This window comes from Hymenobacter sp. HSC-4F20, from assembly GCF_019599275.1.
Taxonomy (GTDB): domain Bacteria; phylum Bacteroidota; class Bacteroidia; order Cytophagales; family Hymenobacteraceae; genus Hymenobacter.
This window is the reverse complement of sequence record NZ_JAHZTD010000002.1, coordinates 190,775-206,624: the sequence shown is the minus strand read 5'-3', so window position 1 is coordinate 206,624 and position 15,850 is coordinate 190,775. Positions and strand designations below refer to the sequence as shown.

The window sequence follows — 15,850 nt, the reverse complement described above, 5'->3', positions numbered from 1 at the left end:
AGTTACTGGGCCAGCTGCTCGTTGAGGACGCGGAAAGGATTCAGCTCCTCCAGGTGCAGCACAAAGCGGATACGGTTGGTAAAATCCTGGCGGCTGCTGGGCAAACCATCGGCATACTGGGAGCCCGCCACGGGCAGGTAGAGCCGCAGAATATTCTTGGCCAGGGGCAGCACCAGGCCTGCATCGTAGTACAGCCGCTGGGGAGCCCGGACAATGAACCGGTATTCCGCAGTGGCGCCGAAGTCGGCAAACACGGCCAGTGGCGTAACGGGTAGGTCCGCCTCCACGCCCAAGGTGCTCAGCCAGCGTCGGCTGCTCACAGGCAGGTAGGCTTTGAAGGCGCCGTCCCGGTCATCGGTCTGGTGTACCTGGGCGGTAAAGGTGTCAGAAATGCGTTGGCGGTCGAGGAAGGCCGTCTGGCGGCGGTAGTCGGGGCTGCCGCTGAGGCCGATGACAAAGGGACTCTCCGAGCCTGACTTCAGGAAGTGGCCACCGAACAAGCGGGCCCGAATCTGCTTTTTGGCGTTGTAATAGCGGCTGTACGTGGCCGTAGCCCGCAGCAGGGCCGCTTCCCGCGCCGTATTATCGACTTCAGCGTCGGGGGTTAGGTAGTTAAATTCTACGTGGGCCGACCAGCTCTGCAGGGCGTTCTTGGCACGCACGGCATACTCCAGGGTCTGGAAGCTGCTGGTGCGGTCGAGGTCCTGGCTCCGAACGGTGGTGTTGGCCAGGCGCACCAAGTGCTGGGGGGTATTGTAAGCGGAGTGGGGCAGCAGAAGCGTGATGCTGGGCTCCACCTTGCGGTACCGCTCGAAGCGCTGCACCTGAATACCAGTGAGCAGTTGCCGGGCAGTGCTGCGGGGTAGCACGTTCAAACTCAGCGCCCCAATACCATTCACTTCATTGCGGTTGAAGCTGTACATGGGCATGGCCAGAAAGTTCAGCCGCTTGGGTGCCAGGGCGTTATTGTAAAAGGCCGCACCCAGCATAAACTTGTCCGAGGTGTTGGCCCCGAGCACTGGCACCCAGTTTATCGTCTGCCGGTCCCAGCGCTCCACGCTGGCCAGCGGCTTCAGGCGCAGGGGCTCCCAGGTGCGCAGCGAGCCGCTGGTTTTGATCCGGTCGTCGCGGCGGTTAAGCTGGGGGGTGAGGTAGGCGGGGTCCACCACCACGGCGGCCACCCCGGCCCGGCGGAAGTTGAGCTGGGTTTCGTCCTGCTCGTCATCCTCCGTACCCCCGAACACGGGCGTCCACTGGGTTTCCAGCACTTGGCCCTGGGCGTCGAGGGTAGCAACGGGCACGGCCAACGGCGCGGGCGAATCGTTACGTACCAACACCTTTACCGCATCCTGCTCCACCAGAATATCCGATACGGCCGCATCGTAGCGGTGCTGGGTGGTGAGCATCTTCTGGAAAAACCAGTCGAGGTCCTGGCCGCTAACTTCCTCGAATACCGCCTGCATGTCCTCGGGGTAGGGGTGGCGGAACTGCCAGCGCTGGTAGTAGGCCTGCATGGCCGCGTCGAACTTCTCCTGGCCCAGGTAGCCGGCCAGGTACTTGAGCAGAGAGGCCGTTTTGCCGTACACCACCAGACCGTAGTTCAGCTTGCTGTACTCCCCCGAGGATACGCCGCTGACGGGCTGGTCGAGGCCGCGGGAGGCCAGGGCCTGGTAGGGTACCTGGTTGAGCGCAGCGGCCGGCAGGCCCTCCACGCCAAAAGTCGCCGCCAGCTTCGGCGACTTAGCCAGAAACTCCAACTGGCCAGCAGCAGGGTTGTCCAACTCGGCTATGCGGTTTTCTACGTAGGAGTTCACGCCCTCATCCAGCCACGGAAAGTCCCGCTCGTTGGAGGCCAGAATGCCGTAAAACCAATTGTGGCCCACTTCGTGCACAATGGCCGCGGGCTGGGTCACCGTCACCATGGGGTACTCCATACCCGAGCCGGCGCTTAGGGCGCCGTCTACGGCCGTAGCCGAGGCGTAAGGATATTCGCCCACCCACTGCGAGTAATACGTGAGGGCTTTGTTAATGTCTTGCAAGCCTTTCACCCATTTCTCGGCGTCCTTGTTGGTAAACAGCACCCACGAGGTTACCTGCTTGCCGGAGGGTAGTGTAACCCCGCTTTTGAGCACGTTGAAGCGCTTATCAGCAAACCAGGCAAAATCATGCACCCGATCCTGCACGTAGCGCAGGGTTTTGGTCTGGGCAGCCGAGGCCGGAAATTTCAGGTCGTTGCCGAAATCCTGCTGGGTTTTCTTGGCGGCGGTGGCCGCAGCCAGCTGAGCGAGGTGCTGCTGCTCATCGGGGTTCTGCAGCACGCCGGTAGCGCCTACCACGTAGTTGGCCGGCAAGGTAATGCGCACGTCAAACGAGCCGAACTCCGAGTAAAATTCGCCCTGATCGAGGTAGGGCATCGGGTGCCAGCCTTTCTGGTCGTACACGGCCGGCTTGGGGTACCACTGCGTAATCTGGTAAGCTTGGCCTACGTGCCCGAACCGGGAAAATGAATCCGGCACCTTCACCCGGAAGGGCGTAGTGATGGTAATGCTGGCCCCCGGCGCCAGGGGCTGGGGCAGAATCAGCTTGGCCATGTCGGGGTTCTGGCCGTCGTACTGCAGTACGGCTGGCTGCCCATTCACCCGAAAGTCGAGTCCGTCAATAAAGCCGCGCTGGGCCGCGGAAGCAAACTGGAATTTGCGGCTGCCGTTACGCAGCAGCTGCCGGGCAAAGGCCGTGCTGTTGTTGCGGTAGGCATTGGGCCAGAGGTGGAACCAAAGGTAGGGGAGGGTGTCAGGGGAGTTATTGGTATAGGTAAGCTCTTCCTGCCCCCTGAGGGTGTGCTGCTGGTCGTCGAGGGTTACATCAATGGAATAAGTAGTCTGCTGCTGCCAACCCGGGGCCGGGCGCTGGGCCAGGAGTAGCCCGGGTACCAGAGCCAGGCCGCTCACGCTTAGAAATTTTTTCATAGAAGAATAAACCCAGAGGCAAGGGTGGGAAGTGGCAGCGAAAGTAGCCGTTCGGAGTGGAACATACGCCACAACCTTTAGCCGGTAGGCGCGTTTGCACGGATATTTCCAACCGTTCCGCTCGCGCAAGCAGCCTAACTACTAACCATTCTACCTATGTCTTTTCACAAGCTGCCCAAAGACGATACCCAACACCAGAACCACCTGGATGGCGCTGTATCCATCCTCACCGGCAATCTGCAGGAGGAGGCCAGCCGCGCCGGCCTCGATAACCACTTCCAGCGCTGGATTGAAGACCTCAAGGACGTCAACAACCCGGAGCTGCACCAGATAGTAGTGGATATGCAGGCTCTGAAAGCGCACTTCGGCGGTGGCGCTATTGATAAAGCGCTGGTGAGCCAGCTCTTGAGCCGCCTAGGCACTAACACCAGCAAAGCCGCCATCTTCGCCGATAACCCCAACACGGCGGAGCGCATTACCAAGCTCGGCGACGCGCTTAGCGCTGCAGCCCGGCAGGTAAGCACGGGTGGTCAAAGCAGCCCCGAGCAGGATCTGCAACAGAACTCGGCTCAAAAATCATAAGCTGCGCTAGCAGGCAGCAGTGGTTGCAAGCCGTTTGCCGCTCTGCTTAGTAACGCGAAACGCCGGCCTCCCGCAAGGGAAAGCCGGCGTTTTGACTTAGGTTAAACGCGCAGTTTAGGCCGTAGCCTTGGCTGCTACGTTCGTGCGCTTTTCTTTGATGCGAGCAGCTTTGCCCGACAGGCCACGCAGGTAGAACAAACGAGCGCGGCGTACTTTGCCGCGGCGCACCAGCTCGATTTTCTCGATGTTGGGCGAGAGCAGCGGGAAAATACGCTCGGTGCCGATCTGGTTCGAAATCTTCCGAACGGTGAAAGTCTCACCGTTCGAGTTCGTGTTCTTGCGCTGGATAACTACGCCCTGAAACTGCTGGATACGCTCTTTGTTGCCCTCGCGAATTTTCACGTGGACGTTAATCGTGTCGCCGGCGGCAAAGTTGGGGAAGCTGGCGCGGCGCTCCTGGGATTCCTGCTGGATAAAATCGAGTAGTACGCTCATGGCTGGAAAAACTGTAAAGGACGGCCGCGCCGTCCGAAGAGGTTTCGGGTAAAGAGGCGCAAATATAGCCCTCTATTTTTGAATTGTGAAATGGTGAGTTCGTGAAATTGTGAGTTTGTCGTTCTGTTTGCGCCACTTACGTGGGTAGTACAACCAGTTCGCTCTGCACAACTCCACCACATCACTCGGGTAATAAATCAGGCCGGCGCTGCTGGGTGCGGACTAACGCCTGCTCATGGCGCCAGATATCAATTTTCGGGGTATTGCCCGAAAGCAGAATCTCTGGCACTGCCAGGCCGCGCCATTCGGCGGGCCGGGTATACACGGGCGGCGCCAGCAGATTGTCCTGAAACGAGTCGCTCAGGGCTGATTCCTCGTTGCCGAGTACGCCCGGCAACAGCCGCACTACTGCATCTGTCAGGATGGCCGCGCCTAATTCTCCCCCGCTCAATACGTAGTCGCCTACGCTGATTTCGTGGGTGATGTAAGCCTGCCGGATCCGTTCATCCACGCCCTTGTAGTGGCCGCAGAGAATAAGCAGATTGCCTGCCAACGACAAACGATTAACCAGCGGCTGCCGCAGCGTTTCCCCATCGGGGGTCATATAGATGACTGCCTCGTACGTGCGCTGCGCCAATAGCTCATCAAAGCAGGCCGCAATTGGCTCCACGCGCAGCACCATCCCGGCTCCACCTCCAAACACGTAGTCATCAATCTGACCGTGCTTATTGATGGCGTAACGACGCAGATCGTGCAGGTGAATCTCGACCAAGCCTTTGTCCTGGGCGCGCCTCACAATAGAGTGCGCAAAGGGGCTGGCCAGCAAATCCGGCTGGCACGTAACGATGTCGATACGCATGGTGGCGGGCAGGTTAGGGCGCTACGAATTCGTCGGGCTCATCCCGCTCACGTGAAGGAGGCATCAGGTACACGTCGAGCAGCCCTTCCGGCAGCCGAACGTGCAGCTGCCGCGTCGCCTGATCGGCGTGCAGAATCAGCTCGTCTACTACTGGAATCAGCACTTCTTGTTCCTGATAGCGCATCGCTAGCACGTCCTGTTGCGGAAGCTCGTAGAACGTCTCTACAACGCCCAGCTCACCTAACTGTTCATCAACTACTGTGTAGCCGATGACATCGTGAAAGTAGAACTGGTCGTTTTGCAGAGCCGGCAAATCTGCCAGAGGACGCCATAGCTTGGCATTGCGTAGCGGCTCGGCGTCTTCAATGCGGTTGATACCGGTGAGCTTAAGCAGGGCCCGCTCGTCGGACTGCGGCTGAAGCTTTTCCACCCCGTATTCCACCAGCTTGCCCGGCGCCGTGGGCAACTCCAGCAGCACCGATTTAAGCTTGCGGTATTCGTTGAGGTCGTCTACGTCGAAGGCAGCAACCACAAAGCCTTTCAGGCCGTGGGGCTTCACTACCGAACCGAGTTCGTAGCAGTCGTCGAGCGTCATGGCAGGGGGAAATCAGAAAGTCAAAGAGTTTGGAAAGAAGAAAAGGGTAGGGGCGGTATGTTCATACAACCGCCCACCCATTCCCTATTTTCCAAACTCTTTCCTTTTCACCTGAATTAAGCGCCGGCTTCTTCGGTCGTGTCGGCCGAGGCTTCAGCTTCGGTCGTTTCGCCTTCGGCAGCCGGAGCAGCAGCAGCTTCAGCCGCTGCCTGCTTCTGGCGCAGGGCCTCGGCGCGGGCTTCTTTTACTTTGGTTTCAGCGGCCAAACGCTGCTGACGGGCTTCCTCCTTGGCATTGCCCAAGTTGGTGCGCTTGCCTTCAATCTTAGCGTCTTTCTGCTCTTTCCACTCGGTGAAGCGCTGGTCGGCAGTTTCCTGCGAGATGGCGCCTTTGATTACACCCAGCTGCAGGTGCTTGCGGTAGAGAACTCCCCGGTAGGAGAGCATGGCACGCACGGTATCCGTGGGCTGGGCACCTTTCATGATCCAGTCGAACGCCTTGTCGCCATCAAAGTTGATGGTAGCAGGGTTGGTCTGGGGGTTGTAGGTACCGATTTTCTCGATGAAGCGGCCGTCGCGGGGCGAGCGGGAGTCGGCAACAACGATGTCGAACTGAGCGGCCTTTTTGCGGCCGCGACGGGCGAGGCGGATTTTAACTGCCATAAACCGGTTTGGTTAAGCGACGCATCCCGTGCGTCTGGTTGAAAATGAGGTGCAAAGGTAAGGAAAATGGCGCAGTTGTGAAAGGTGAAGTTGTGAATCCAGGTAGTCGACGCCCGGAAAAGGTCTGTAAGTGGCAGGATGGCGTATAATCCCGAGAAAAAGCAAGCCCCTCGTACCTCAATACGAAGGGCTTACTGCTGTATGCAAGATGAGTTGTACGTCACGAATTCACTTTTCGCGCCTGTACAGTTTGACTAAGCTGCCACGTTTACGGGCTGCTGCCACTTGCGTTTTACTTTTACTACGCCTAGCTTATCCAAGCCCCAGATAAACATATAAGTGGGGTCCAGCTCCCACTTCTTCACCCCGAAGTTAACGCGCATGGGCAGCTTGTGGTGGTTATTCTGAAACAGCTCGCCGAACGCCAAGAAGTCGAAGGGCAGCGTATTTTTGGAGTGGTCGTGGTTATCAAAGTTCTGGTAGCCATACTTGTGGCCGCCCCAGTTCACAATGGCGCCGTGGATAGGACCCATCAGGAAGTGCAGCGGCAGCAGCAGAAACTGCCACCAAGCCGTGGCAAAGTTTACGTAGAACAGCACGTAAAGCGTGCCCCAGCCCACGCGCGACATCCAGGAGTCGCCGAGCTTTTCAATAGCGTTCCACTCGGGGTAGTCGCCTTCAAATCGTGCGGCCAGCTCGTGGCGGCGGTTGAGCACGTCGTTGTAGATGTTCTTGGTCTTCCACATCATCGTGAAAGCATTGGAAGAGTACAACGGCGAGTGGGGGTCCAGCTCGGTATCGGAGTAGGCGTGGTGCATACGGTGCAGCAGCGCGTAGGCCCGCGGCGAGAGAAAAGAGGAGCCCTGACAGATGTAGGTGAACAGGAAGAAGAATTTCTCCCAGAACTTGTTCATCGTGAACATCTTGTGAGCCGCATACCGGTGCAGGTAGAACGTCTGGGTAAAGAGCGACAGGTAGTAGTGCGCTACGAAAAAGAAGAGTATCGCCATGGGGCAAGAGGTTAGAGGTCGAAACCAGAGGTGGCCGATGCCTCGACGCGCAAAGCGCAAAAGCTCGGCATAAGTTCAGTAGCCGGTCTGCAAAATTAGGGCCCTGGGTACCCGGTGTCCAATTTCCCTCTCTAAAAGGCCAAAATGTTATTCAGGTGCTACAAAGCGGAGAGGGTAGCCGATGACGACCTGCGCGTATGGTCATCGGCTACCCTCTTACTCATGCAAAAACTGATCTAATAGTATACCGCTGCGGCTTCCCAGTGCGCTACCTCGGGCAGGGGAGCAATAAAGCACATTTCCTCCTTGGTAACCGGGTGCTGAAACTCGAGCTGCCGGGCGTGTAGGGCAATACTCACGTCGGGCAGGGGGGCCAGAAAGCCATACTTTACGTCGCCCACGATGGGGGTGCCCAGGCCAGAGCTGAGCTGCACCCGGATCTGGTGGGGCCGACCCGTAATGGGGTTTACCTGCAGCAGCCACCGCGTGCCGGCCTGACCCAGCACCTTGTAGTCCAGCTCCGACTTCAGGCCCTGGCTGTGGCGCTCGGTATAGGCCTTGGTGGTATTGCGAATGGGGTCTTTTACCAACCAGTGCGTGAGGTGGCCGGCCGTGGGCTCGGGGCACTTGCCCGTGAGGGCCCAGTAAGTTTTGTGCACCTTGTTGTCGCGGAACATTTCGTTCAGCCGGCTCAGCGCTTTGCTGGTTTTGGCCAGGGCTACTACCCCACTTACCGGCCGGTCGAGGCGGTGAGCCACGCCCACGAAGGCCGCCCCCGGCTTTTTATACTTGAAGCGCAGGTACTCCTCGGCCTTGGCCGACAGGGGCTCATCGCCCGTGGCGTCGCCCTGTACCAGCAAGCCGGCGGGCTTATTAATGATGAGCAGGTGATTGTCTTCGAACAGAATTTCCTTCCGCTCCGACCACAGATTCGGACGATTCACTGGGGGAGAATTAATAATTCATAATTAGCAATTAGAAATTGACGCTGTTCTCTACTCATCGGAAAAAGAGCCGCCTCGCTTCTAATTATTAATTATCAACTACTCATTACTAATTAAAACTAATACGCTTCTTCCTGGGTAGGGAAGTCGCGCGACTTTACATCCTGGATGTAGCGCTGCACGGCGTCGTGCATGAGGTTGCCCAGGTCAGCGTAGCGGCGCAGGAAGCGGGGCTTGAACTCCTTGGTAATGCCCAGCATGTCGTGCACTACCAGCACCTGCCCGTCCACGTTGGGGCCGGCGCCGATGCCGATAACCGGAATGGTGAGCGTTTCGGCTACCCGCTTGGCCAGCGACGAGGGAATTTTCTCCAACACGAGGGCAAAGCAGCCTATTTCTTCGAGCAGCTGCGCATCCTCGATTAGCTTCTGCGCTTCGGCTTCCTCCTTGGCTCGCACGGAGTAGGTGCCAAATTTATAAATACTTTGGGGAGTAAGGCCCAAGTGCCCCATTACAGGAATACCCGCCGTCAGAATACGCACGATGCTATCCTTGATTTCGGCCCCGCCTTCGAGCTTGATGCCGTGTCCCCCCGATTCCTTCATAATGCGGATGGCGGAGCGCAGGGCCTCCGATGAGTTGCCCTGGTAGGAGCCAAAGGGCAAATCTACCACTACGAAAGCCCGCTTCACGGCCCGCACCACGCTCTGGGCGTGGTAAATCATCTGGTCCAGGGTAATGGGCAGGGTGGTTTCGTGGCCGGCCATTACGTTGGAGGCCGAGTCGCCGACTAGCAGCACGTCGATGCCCGCGCCGTCCAGAATCTGCGCCATGGAGAAGTCGTAGGCCGTGAGCATGGATATTTTCTCGCCGCGTTGCTTCATGGCCAGCAGTTGGTGCGTGGTCACGAGCTTGACTTCTTTGTGCTGAGACATGGGGTAGGGGGTAGGAGGCTTGAAAAGAGGGCTCTGACGGACACCGGGTAACGCCTGATCCAGGGCCAAAGCTGCGGATTTTTTAGAAAATCTATCCGTTTAGCTCTCTTGGGGCAGCAAAAAAACTAAGCTAGGCAGCCTTGCCTTTTCGCCCTCCCGCTTCGAGCGGTTCTGTTTGCTTTAGTAGTTCAGGAACGTTTTGTTGCGGCTGAGCTTGAGGTCTTGCAACAGGGCCGATTTGGCGGCAATGGTCACGAAGTAGCCCCGGGTGGGACCAAACGGGCGCCAGTTGCCGGTAATCTGCCAGCAGTGCAAATCCTTGGTAATATCCAGGTTAGTGAAGGCCGGAGTCTGATTGACGAAGTCGTAGTTGGTACTAAAGCCGAAGCGCAGGGTTTCCGTGAGCTTCACCGAGCCATTTAGGTTGAGCGAGGCGGCAGTATAGGCACTGCTGCGGGGGCGGTTAACGCGAGCCGGCAGCGGCCCCTGGTTGACGTAGGACAACGTGAAGTTGGTGCTCAAATCCCAGGGAATGCTGAAGTCCACGTAGTCTTCGTAGGGGTCAATGCGGGTAGGGGAGCCCAGGGTAGGGTCGTTGACGGGCGCTACGTCGCGGCGGATAGTGGACTTGCGCTTGCCCTGCGCGGGGTTGAACTGGTAGCTCAGCGAGGCGTTGGCCGTAGCCAGCCGCGCCAGCCGGAAATTTTTCTGCTGCCACAGGAAGCGGTTGATGTCCCGCTTCAGGGAATCCTGCTGGTAAAACTCGAAGTTGCCATTGATGGTGACGCCCAGCTTACGCGCCACCTGGGTACGAAAAGTAACATTGAGGGGCGCCAGTTGGAAGGTGTCCTTGGCAAAGTCGTAGCCCGTGCTCAAATCCAGGCCGTCGATGAGGCTGACTTTGGTGAAGGGGGTAGTTCCCGTAGTGTCGTTGGAGTTGCGCACTTTCATTTCCACCGAGTTTTGCAGCTGGAAGCTTAGCTGCCGGACGTCGGTGGAAGTGGTAGGGGCAATAAGTGAGTTGCTGAAGCGGGGCAGCAGGAAACCGCGGTTGTCGCGGTATACCTGACCCTCGGAGTAAAGCTGCCCCGTTTGGGGGTCGCGTAGGCCTTCCAGCTCCAGGCGCTGGAAGGCGGGATTATCGCGGCGGGTAGCCGGCGAGTAGCTAAAAGTGGCCGAAGGAGTGATTTTGTGGCGCAGGGCCTGGATCTTGTGCGTGCCCTTCCGCACAAAGGTACCGTAGATGTTGGTGGCCAGGCTGGCGCCCGCCGTGTAGCTGTAGAGGCGGTTAAAGTCGCGCACCGTATCGATGCGGACGGCCCGGGCTTCGGACAAGTAGCTGTACTGCAGCCGCTTGAAGTACCAGGTTTCGCCGTAAGTCACGCTGGGATTGAAGTTGAGGTGCTTCAGCAGCGTGTAGCTGCCCAGCGTAATGCCAAACCGGTGCTGCATGCCCGTTTGGGAGTTACGCAGCAGCTTGCTGACGTTGGAAAAGCGCACGGGTAACAGCGTAACCTGGTTGGAGCCGCCCAGTAGCGGGATAGCGCCACTGTTGAGCTGGCGGGCCGGCAGCGAGTTGGAAAGCCGGTTCTGGTAGGTTAGGTCGTAGGAGAAAGCCAACTGCTCGTAAAACTTCCCCCTCGACTCCAGGCCCAGCAGCTCGTAGACGTACTGGCGGGCCAGCTGCGCCGATACATCGGGCAGGGTAAAGTCCATGGTGCCGGTTTGCGTGTTCTGGCTCTGGCTCAGGTTGATGCTGTAGTTGATGGGAGCGTAGCGCAGCTGCTTGGCGTAACTGATGGTCGACTGAAACGCCGGCGTCAGGTAGAGGCGTGGGTTGTAGCCGTTCTGGCGGTAGTAGTTGCCGCTGCTGCTGCTAATGTTCACGTTGGCCGAGAAGCGCCCTCCGTTCGGGCGGGCCACCGGCGTGTGATTCCAGGCCAGAGCGAACGTACGGGAGGCCCGCGGAATCACGTAGTTGGGGTTGGTGTTAACGTCCGTGGAGCCGAGCAGGCGCTCGGTAGGCTGGGAGCTGTAGTTGAACGTGAACAAACCACTGTACCGGTAGCGCGTGATGTACTGTACCTCCGCCGTGCCCCGCCAGCCCCCAAACCGGTCGGCGTTACCCGAGTAGATGTCGCCGGTGAGGCGCACGCCAATGTGCTCGTTGGCCGCCCAGTAATAGCCTCCGTTGCGCAGGAAGAAGCCCCGGTCGGCAGCCTGCCCGAAGGTGGGAATAATCAGGCCCGAGGCCCGCTTGTTGCTCTTGGGGCTTGGGAAATACCCAAACAGAAAGCCCAGAGGGGTAGGAATATCGCCAATAACCAGGTTGAAGGGACCCGTTACCACCTTTTGCCGCTCGCCCGGTACCAGCTTCATCTTGCTGGCGTTAATGTAGAAGTGAGGGTGCTCCAGGTTGCAAGTGGTGTACACCGCGTGGCGGCCGAAGGCCTCGCCCAGGGCATTCTTCTTGATAGTTTCGGCGTGGATGAAACCCTCACCCTGCTGGGTTACCACGTCGGTGATGCGCCCCCGCTTGCTCTTGATGTTGTAGTCGATGCGGCCGGCCTGATAGGTTTCGGCCCCTTGCTTGAACAGCGGGCGGTCCTGCACCCGGCCCGTGGAGTCCTTGGCGCCCTCGGCTGTGACCAGGTTTTTGCTGTAGTCGACGGTAATCAGGGCGGCCTTCAAGTTCATGTCGCCGTAGTCGACGGTAGCCTTGTCGTAGAGGATGGCCCTCTTGTTCTGCACCTCAAACCGAATGGAGTCCTGGGCCTTGTACTTCACGGTAGTTTCCACAGCTCCCTTGCGGCCACCAGCGCCTACCCGCAACGAATCAGCCGTACCTCGCACCAGGCCGGTTGTATCACGGACGGGGGCGTTGGGCTGGGGCGGGTTCAGAATCTGGGGCTGCGGGCGCACATCGTCGGGCACGTTGGTAGTGCGCGGCCGCTGCTGGGCCCAGCCAGCGTGCAGCAGCAGCGTAAAGAACAAAGTAAGTAGTAGTGGCCGCAAGGGGGCTAGCGCACTCCTCATAGAATTGAACACAGGCGCGAGTGGGGCCACGTAGTTTTTATCGTTTATTTTGTGGCGGTTTGCAAAGGTAGCGGGTCGCTACCCCAACTAACGAACTCCGTGCGGAATATTGTCGCTCTGGGCGCGGCGGCCCTGTTATTTCTCGCCGGCTCTTCTTCTTCCTCGCCGCGCCCTTCCCTGCCCGGCAGGGCGGCGCCTGCGCGCTACCGCCTGCGCACGGTGGTGCTCGATGCCGGCCACGGCGGCAAAGACCGGGGCTGCGCCGGTGTGAAGGCGCGCGAAGCTGACGTGGCCCTGAAAATTATTCTGGAGCTGGGCCGGCAGATCGAGGAGAACATGCCCGAGGTGAAGGTGGTGTACACCCGCAAAACCGACGTGTTTGTGGAACTAGCCGACCGCGCAGGCATTGCCAACAAGAACAACGCCGACCTGTTTATCTCCGTGCACTGCAACGCCAGTGCTCCGGCCGCTATTGGCACTGAGGTCTGGACGATGGGCCCGCACAAGACCGACGCCAACCTCTCGGTAGCCAAGCGGGAAAATGCCGTAATTCTGCAGGAAGAAAACTACCAGGAGCGCTACAACGGCTTCGACCCCACCTCGCCCCAAAGCCACATTCTGTTTTCCTTGTTTCAGAGCGCGCACATGGTCAACAGCATCCGGTTTGCCCAAAAGGTAGACCGCCAGTTCCGCACTACGGTGGGCCGCCCCTCACGCGGCGTCAAGCAGGCAGGCTTTCTGGTGCTTTGGAAATCTACTATGCCCTCGGTCCTTATCGAGTCGGGATTTCTGACGAACCGTCAGGAAGAGCAATACTTGAACGATAAAGCCGGGCAGTCGTATATGGCCTCGGGGATTTACCGGGCCTTCCGCGACTATAAAAACGAGTTGGAAGCTACCACCGGCGAATAACTCCTTGCCGGCCTTGTACAGGCCCGGTAAATGCCTCTCCGACTCCCTCTTCAACCAACCGCTGACCCCCGTGTCAAAAGAAATCAAAGTGGCCCTGTTGGGCATTGTGGCCGTAGCCCTGCTTATTGTAGGCTTCAACTTTCTGAAGGGTAGTAATATTCTATCGTCGGACCGGACCTACTACGCTAAGTACGATAACGTGGACGGCCTGAACGTGGGCAACCCCGTCATCCTGAACGGTATTAAAGTAGGCCAGGTAAAGGAAATGATGCTGGTCCCGGAGGAAGGCAACCGGGTGAAAGTAGCCGTGGAACTGCAAAAAGGCGTTACCGTCGGCGACTCTACCGTGGCTAGCCTCAGCGGCTCGCTGCTGGGCTCCAAAACCATTACCCTCTTCCTGGGTAAGAATACGAAAGTGTTTGACGGGGGCGAGGAACTGAAATCCTATACTGTGGCCAGCATTACCGACGCTTTCCAGGCTAAGGCCCTACCCGTGCTCGGCACCGTGGACTCCACGCTGATTAAGGTAAACGGCTTCCTGAACAAGGACGCCAAGGTGAGCCTGCAGGCTACCCTGCAAAACGCTCAGGGTAGCACCGAGGCGCTGAAAAATCTGCTGCTGATGAACCAGCGCAACATCAACCAGATTACCACCAACATGGCCCGCCTCACGGCCGACCTGAACAAGACCAGCGCTAAATTCGACCGGATTGCCGCTAATTTCTCTACCCTCAGCGACTCGCTAAAGAACGCGCCCGTAGGCCCAGCCATGCGCAAGCTCAACGCCACCATGACGGAAGCTCAGGGCACGATGACCACCCTGAACCGCTCCCTCACCGACCAGAAAGGCTCTCTGGGTAAGCTCATCAGCGATACGCTGCTCTACAACAATCTCAACGCTACGGCCGCTAGCTCCAATAACCTGATTAAGGACCTGCAGGCCAACCCCAAGCGCTACGTGCACTTCTCGGTATTTGGCGGAGGCAAGGAGAAAAAGAAAACCGAAACGACCACTAAGCCCAACGGCGAGGTAGAAAAGGAAACCAAAACGGTGACACCCGCTACCGGTGCCGTAGTTACGCCCTAATGTTGTGCCGGCTTCTTGCACAAAACGTACCTTTGAAATCCGCCCCCATAGGGGCGGATTTTTGCTTTCCCACCCATCCCACCACCCACTTTCATCCCACCCCTAATGGACCTCGAGTTCAACAAAAACGAAGACAGCATTAAGCAACTCACGTTTCAATTGCAGCAGCGCTTGCAGCGCGTAGCCCTCGGGGGCGGCGAGAAGCGCATTGCGGCCCACAAAGCCAAGGGCAAGCTCACGGCCCGGGAGCGTATTACCTACCTGCTCGATAAGGATGCCGAAACCGTGGAAATCGGGGCATTTGCCGGCGAAGGTATGTACCCGCAAGAAGGCGGCTGCCCCGGCGGAGGGGTAGTAGTAGTTATCGGCTACGTGCAAGGCCGGCAGTGCGTGGTTGTCGCCAACGATGCCACCGTGAAGGCTGGCGCCTGGTTCCCGATAACAGCCAAGAAAAACCTGCGGGCTCAGGAAATCAGCATCGAAAACAAGCTGCCCATCATTTACCTCGTCGATTCGGCGGGCGTGTACCTGCCCATGCAGGACGAAATTTTCCCCGACAAGGAGCACTTCGGCCGCATCTTCCGCAACAACGCCGTAATGAGCAGCATGGGCATCGTGCAGCTGGCCGCCATCATGGGCCCCTGCGTGGCGGGCGGCGCCTACCTGCCCATTATGTCCGACGAGGCCATGATTGTGGATGGCACCGGCTCGGTGTTTCTGGCGGGTTCCTACCTCGTGAAATCAGCCATTGGCGAAAGTATCGACAACGAAACGCTGGGCGGGGCTACTACCCACTCCGAAATTTCGGGCGTGACGGACTACAAGTTCCAGAATGACGAAGAGTGTCTCGACCACATCCGCAACATCTTCGATAAGCTGGGCGGGCAGGCTACGGCCGGATTCTCCCGCAAAGCTCCCGCACCGCCCAAGGAAAACCCAGCGGAAATCTACGGCCTGCTACCCGCCGACCGGGTGAAGCCTTACGACATGATGGACATCATCCGGCGCTTGGTGGACGACTCAGAGTTTGAGCCCTACAAGGACCTCTACGGACAGAGCCTGATCTGCGGGCTGGCGCGCATTGAGGGCTGGGCCGTGGGCATCGTGGCCAACCAGCGCAAGATCGTGAAAACCAAGAAGGGTGCCATGCAGATGGGCGGCGTTATCTACTCCGACTCGGCTGACAAAGCCGCGCGCTTCATCATGAACTGCAACCAAAAGCGCATTCCGCTGGTGTTCCTGCACGACGTGTCGGGCTTTATGGTGGGTAGCCAGTCGGAGCACGGCGGCATTATCAAGGACGGAGCCAAGATGGTGAATGCCATGAGCAACTCCGTGGTGCCCAAGTTTTCGGTGATTGTGGGCAACTCCTACGGGGCCGGCAACTACGCCATGTGCGGCAAGGCCTACGACCCCCGCCTCATTGTGGCCTGGCCTACCGCCCAGCTGGCCGTAATGAGCGGAGCCGCCGCCGCCAATACATTGCTTCAGATACAAGTAGCCGCTGCCGAGGCCAAAGGCTCAACGCTCACCGACGAGGCCAAGAAGGAGATGTTCGACAAAATCAAAGCCCGCTACGACGAGCAGCTCTCGCCCTATTACGCCGCCGCCCGCCTCTGGGTCGATGCCATCATCGACCCCTTGGAAACCCGCAAGGTCATTTCCCAGGGCATCAGCATGGCCAACCACGCGCCCATTGAGAAGGCGTATAACGTGGGCGTGATTCAGGTGTAAGCAAGCTGCTAGCAATAATACCGTAAACAAGAC

Annotated in this window: 13 protein-coding genes; 4 read left to right on the top strand and 9 right to left on the bottom strand. The window is 58.5% G+C overall.

What is annotated here, in order from left to right; translation table 11 throughout:
• Positions 1-2: 2 nt before the first annotated feature.
• Positions 3-2,966: a M1 family metallopeptidase gene (locus K3G63_RS10525; protein ID WP_220614089.1), complete on the bottom strand. Its 2,964-nt coding sequence runs from the start codon at positions 2,964-2,966 to the stop codon at positions 3-5.
• Positions 2,967-3,122: 156 nt separating this feature from the next.
• Here K3G63_RS10525 and K3G63_RS10520 point away from each other — a divergent pair, with 156 nt between their 5' ends.
• The gene (locus K3G63_RS10520) at positions 3,123-3,548 is read left to right on the top strand and encodes a hypothetical protein (RefSeq protein WP_220614088.1); all 426 of its coding nucleotides are present in this window, start codon (positions 3,123-3,125) and stop codon (positions 3,546-3,548) included.
• Positions 3,549-3,662: 114 nt separating this feature from the next.
• Here the strand turns inward: K3G63_RS10520 and rplS are convergent, their stop codons facing one another.
• The 8 genes from rplS to K3G63_RS10480 all read right to left on the bottom strand — a co-directional run bounded on the left by rplS (position 3,663) and on the right by K3G63_RS10480 (position 12,042).
• Positions 3,663-4,043 (bottom strand): 50S ribosomal protein L19, encoded by a 381-nt coding sequence (gene rplS, locus K3G63_RS10515; protein WP_220614087.1) that lies wholly within the window; start codon positions 4,041-4,043, stop codon positions 3,663-3,665.
• 181 nt (positions 4,044-4,224) lie between these two features.
• Positions 4,225-4,902 carry a tRNA (guanosine(37)-N1)-methyltransferase TrmD gene (gene trmD / locus K3G63_RS10510; RefSeq protein ID WP_220614086.1) on the bottom strand — a complete coding sequence of 226 codons (678 nt, stop codon included), beginning with the start codon at positions 4,900-4,902 and terminating at the stop codon, positions 4,225-4,227.
• Between the two features lie 13 nt (positions 4,903-4,915).
• Positions 4,916-5,497, bottom strand: coding sequence for a ribosome maturation factor RimM (gene rimM / locus K3G63_RS10505; RefSeq protein WP_220614085.1), 582 nt, complete (start codon positions 5,495-5,497; stop codon positions 4,916-4,918).
• 116 nt (positions 5,498-5,613) lie between these two features.
• Positions 5,614-6,159 carry a 30S ribosomal protein S16 gene (locus tag K3G63_RS10500; RefSeq protein WP_220614084.1) on the bottom strand — a complete coding sequence of 182 codons (546 nt, stop codon included), beginning with the start codon at positions 6,157-6,159 and terminating at the stop codon, positions 5,614-5,616.
• Between the two features lie 254 nt (positions 6,160-6,413).
• Positions 6,414-7,169 carry an acyl-CoA desaturase gene (locus K3G63_RS10495; RefSeq protein WP_220614083.1) on the bottom strand — a complete coding sequence of 252 codons (756 nt, stop codon included), beginning with the start codon at positions 7,167-7,169 and terminating at the stop codon, positions 6,414-6,416.
• A 236-nt stretch (positions 7,170-7,405) separates the two neighbouring features.
• Entirely contained in the window at positions 7,406-8,113 is a 708-nt protein-coding gene (locus K3G63_RS10490) for an RluA family pseudouridine synthase (RefSeq protein WP_220614082.1), read from the bottom strand.
• 119 nt (positions 8,114-8,232) lie between these two features.
• Positions 8,233-9,048: a 3-methyl-2-oxobutanoate hydroxymethyltransferase gene (panB, locus tag K3G63_RS10485; RefSeq protein WP_220614081.1), complete on the bottom strand. Its 816-nt coding sequence runs from the start codon at positions 9,046-9,048 to the stop codon at positions 8,233-8,235.
• Positions 9,049-9,228: 180 nt separating this feature from the next.
• Complete coding sequence (locus tag K3G63_RS10480) at positions 9,229-12,042, bottom strand: putative LPS assembly protein LptD (protein ID WP_220614080.1); 2,814 nt, start codon at positions 12,040-12,042, stop codon at positions 9,229-9,231.
• Positions 12,043-12,183: 141 nt separating this feature from the next.
• On the opposite strand from K3G63_RS10480, the gene K3G63_RS10475 reads away from it, so the two are divergent.
• The 3 genes from K3G63_RS10475 to K3G63_RS10465 all read left to right on the top strand — a co-directional run bounded on the left by K3G63_RS10475 (position 12,184) and on the right by K3G63_RS10465 (position 15,817).
• Complete coding sequence (locus K3G63_RS10475; RefSeq protein ID WP_220614079.1) at positions 12,184-12,996, top strand: N-acetylmuramoyl-L-alanine amidase; 813 nt, start codon at positions 12,184-12,186, stop codon at positions 12,994-12,996.
• Positions 12,997-13,066: 70 nt separating this feature from the next.
• On the top strand, positions 13,067-14,083 hold the full coding sequence (locus K3G63_RS10470; protein WP_220614078.1) for an MlaD family protein: 1,017 nt from the start codon (positions 13,067-13,069) through the stop codon (positions 14,081-14,083).
• 105 nt (positions 14,084-14,188) lie between these two features.
• On the top strand, positions 14,189-15,817 hold the full coding sequence (locus K3G63_RS10465) for an acyl-CoA carboxylase subunit beta (RefSeq protein ID WP_220614077.1): 1,629 nt from the start codon (positions 14,189-14,191) through the stop codon (positions 15,815-15,817).
• The last annotated feature ends 33 nt before the right edge of the window (positions 15,818-15,850 follow it).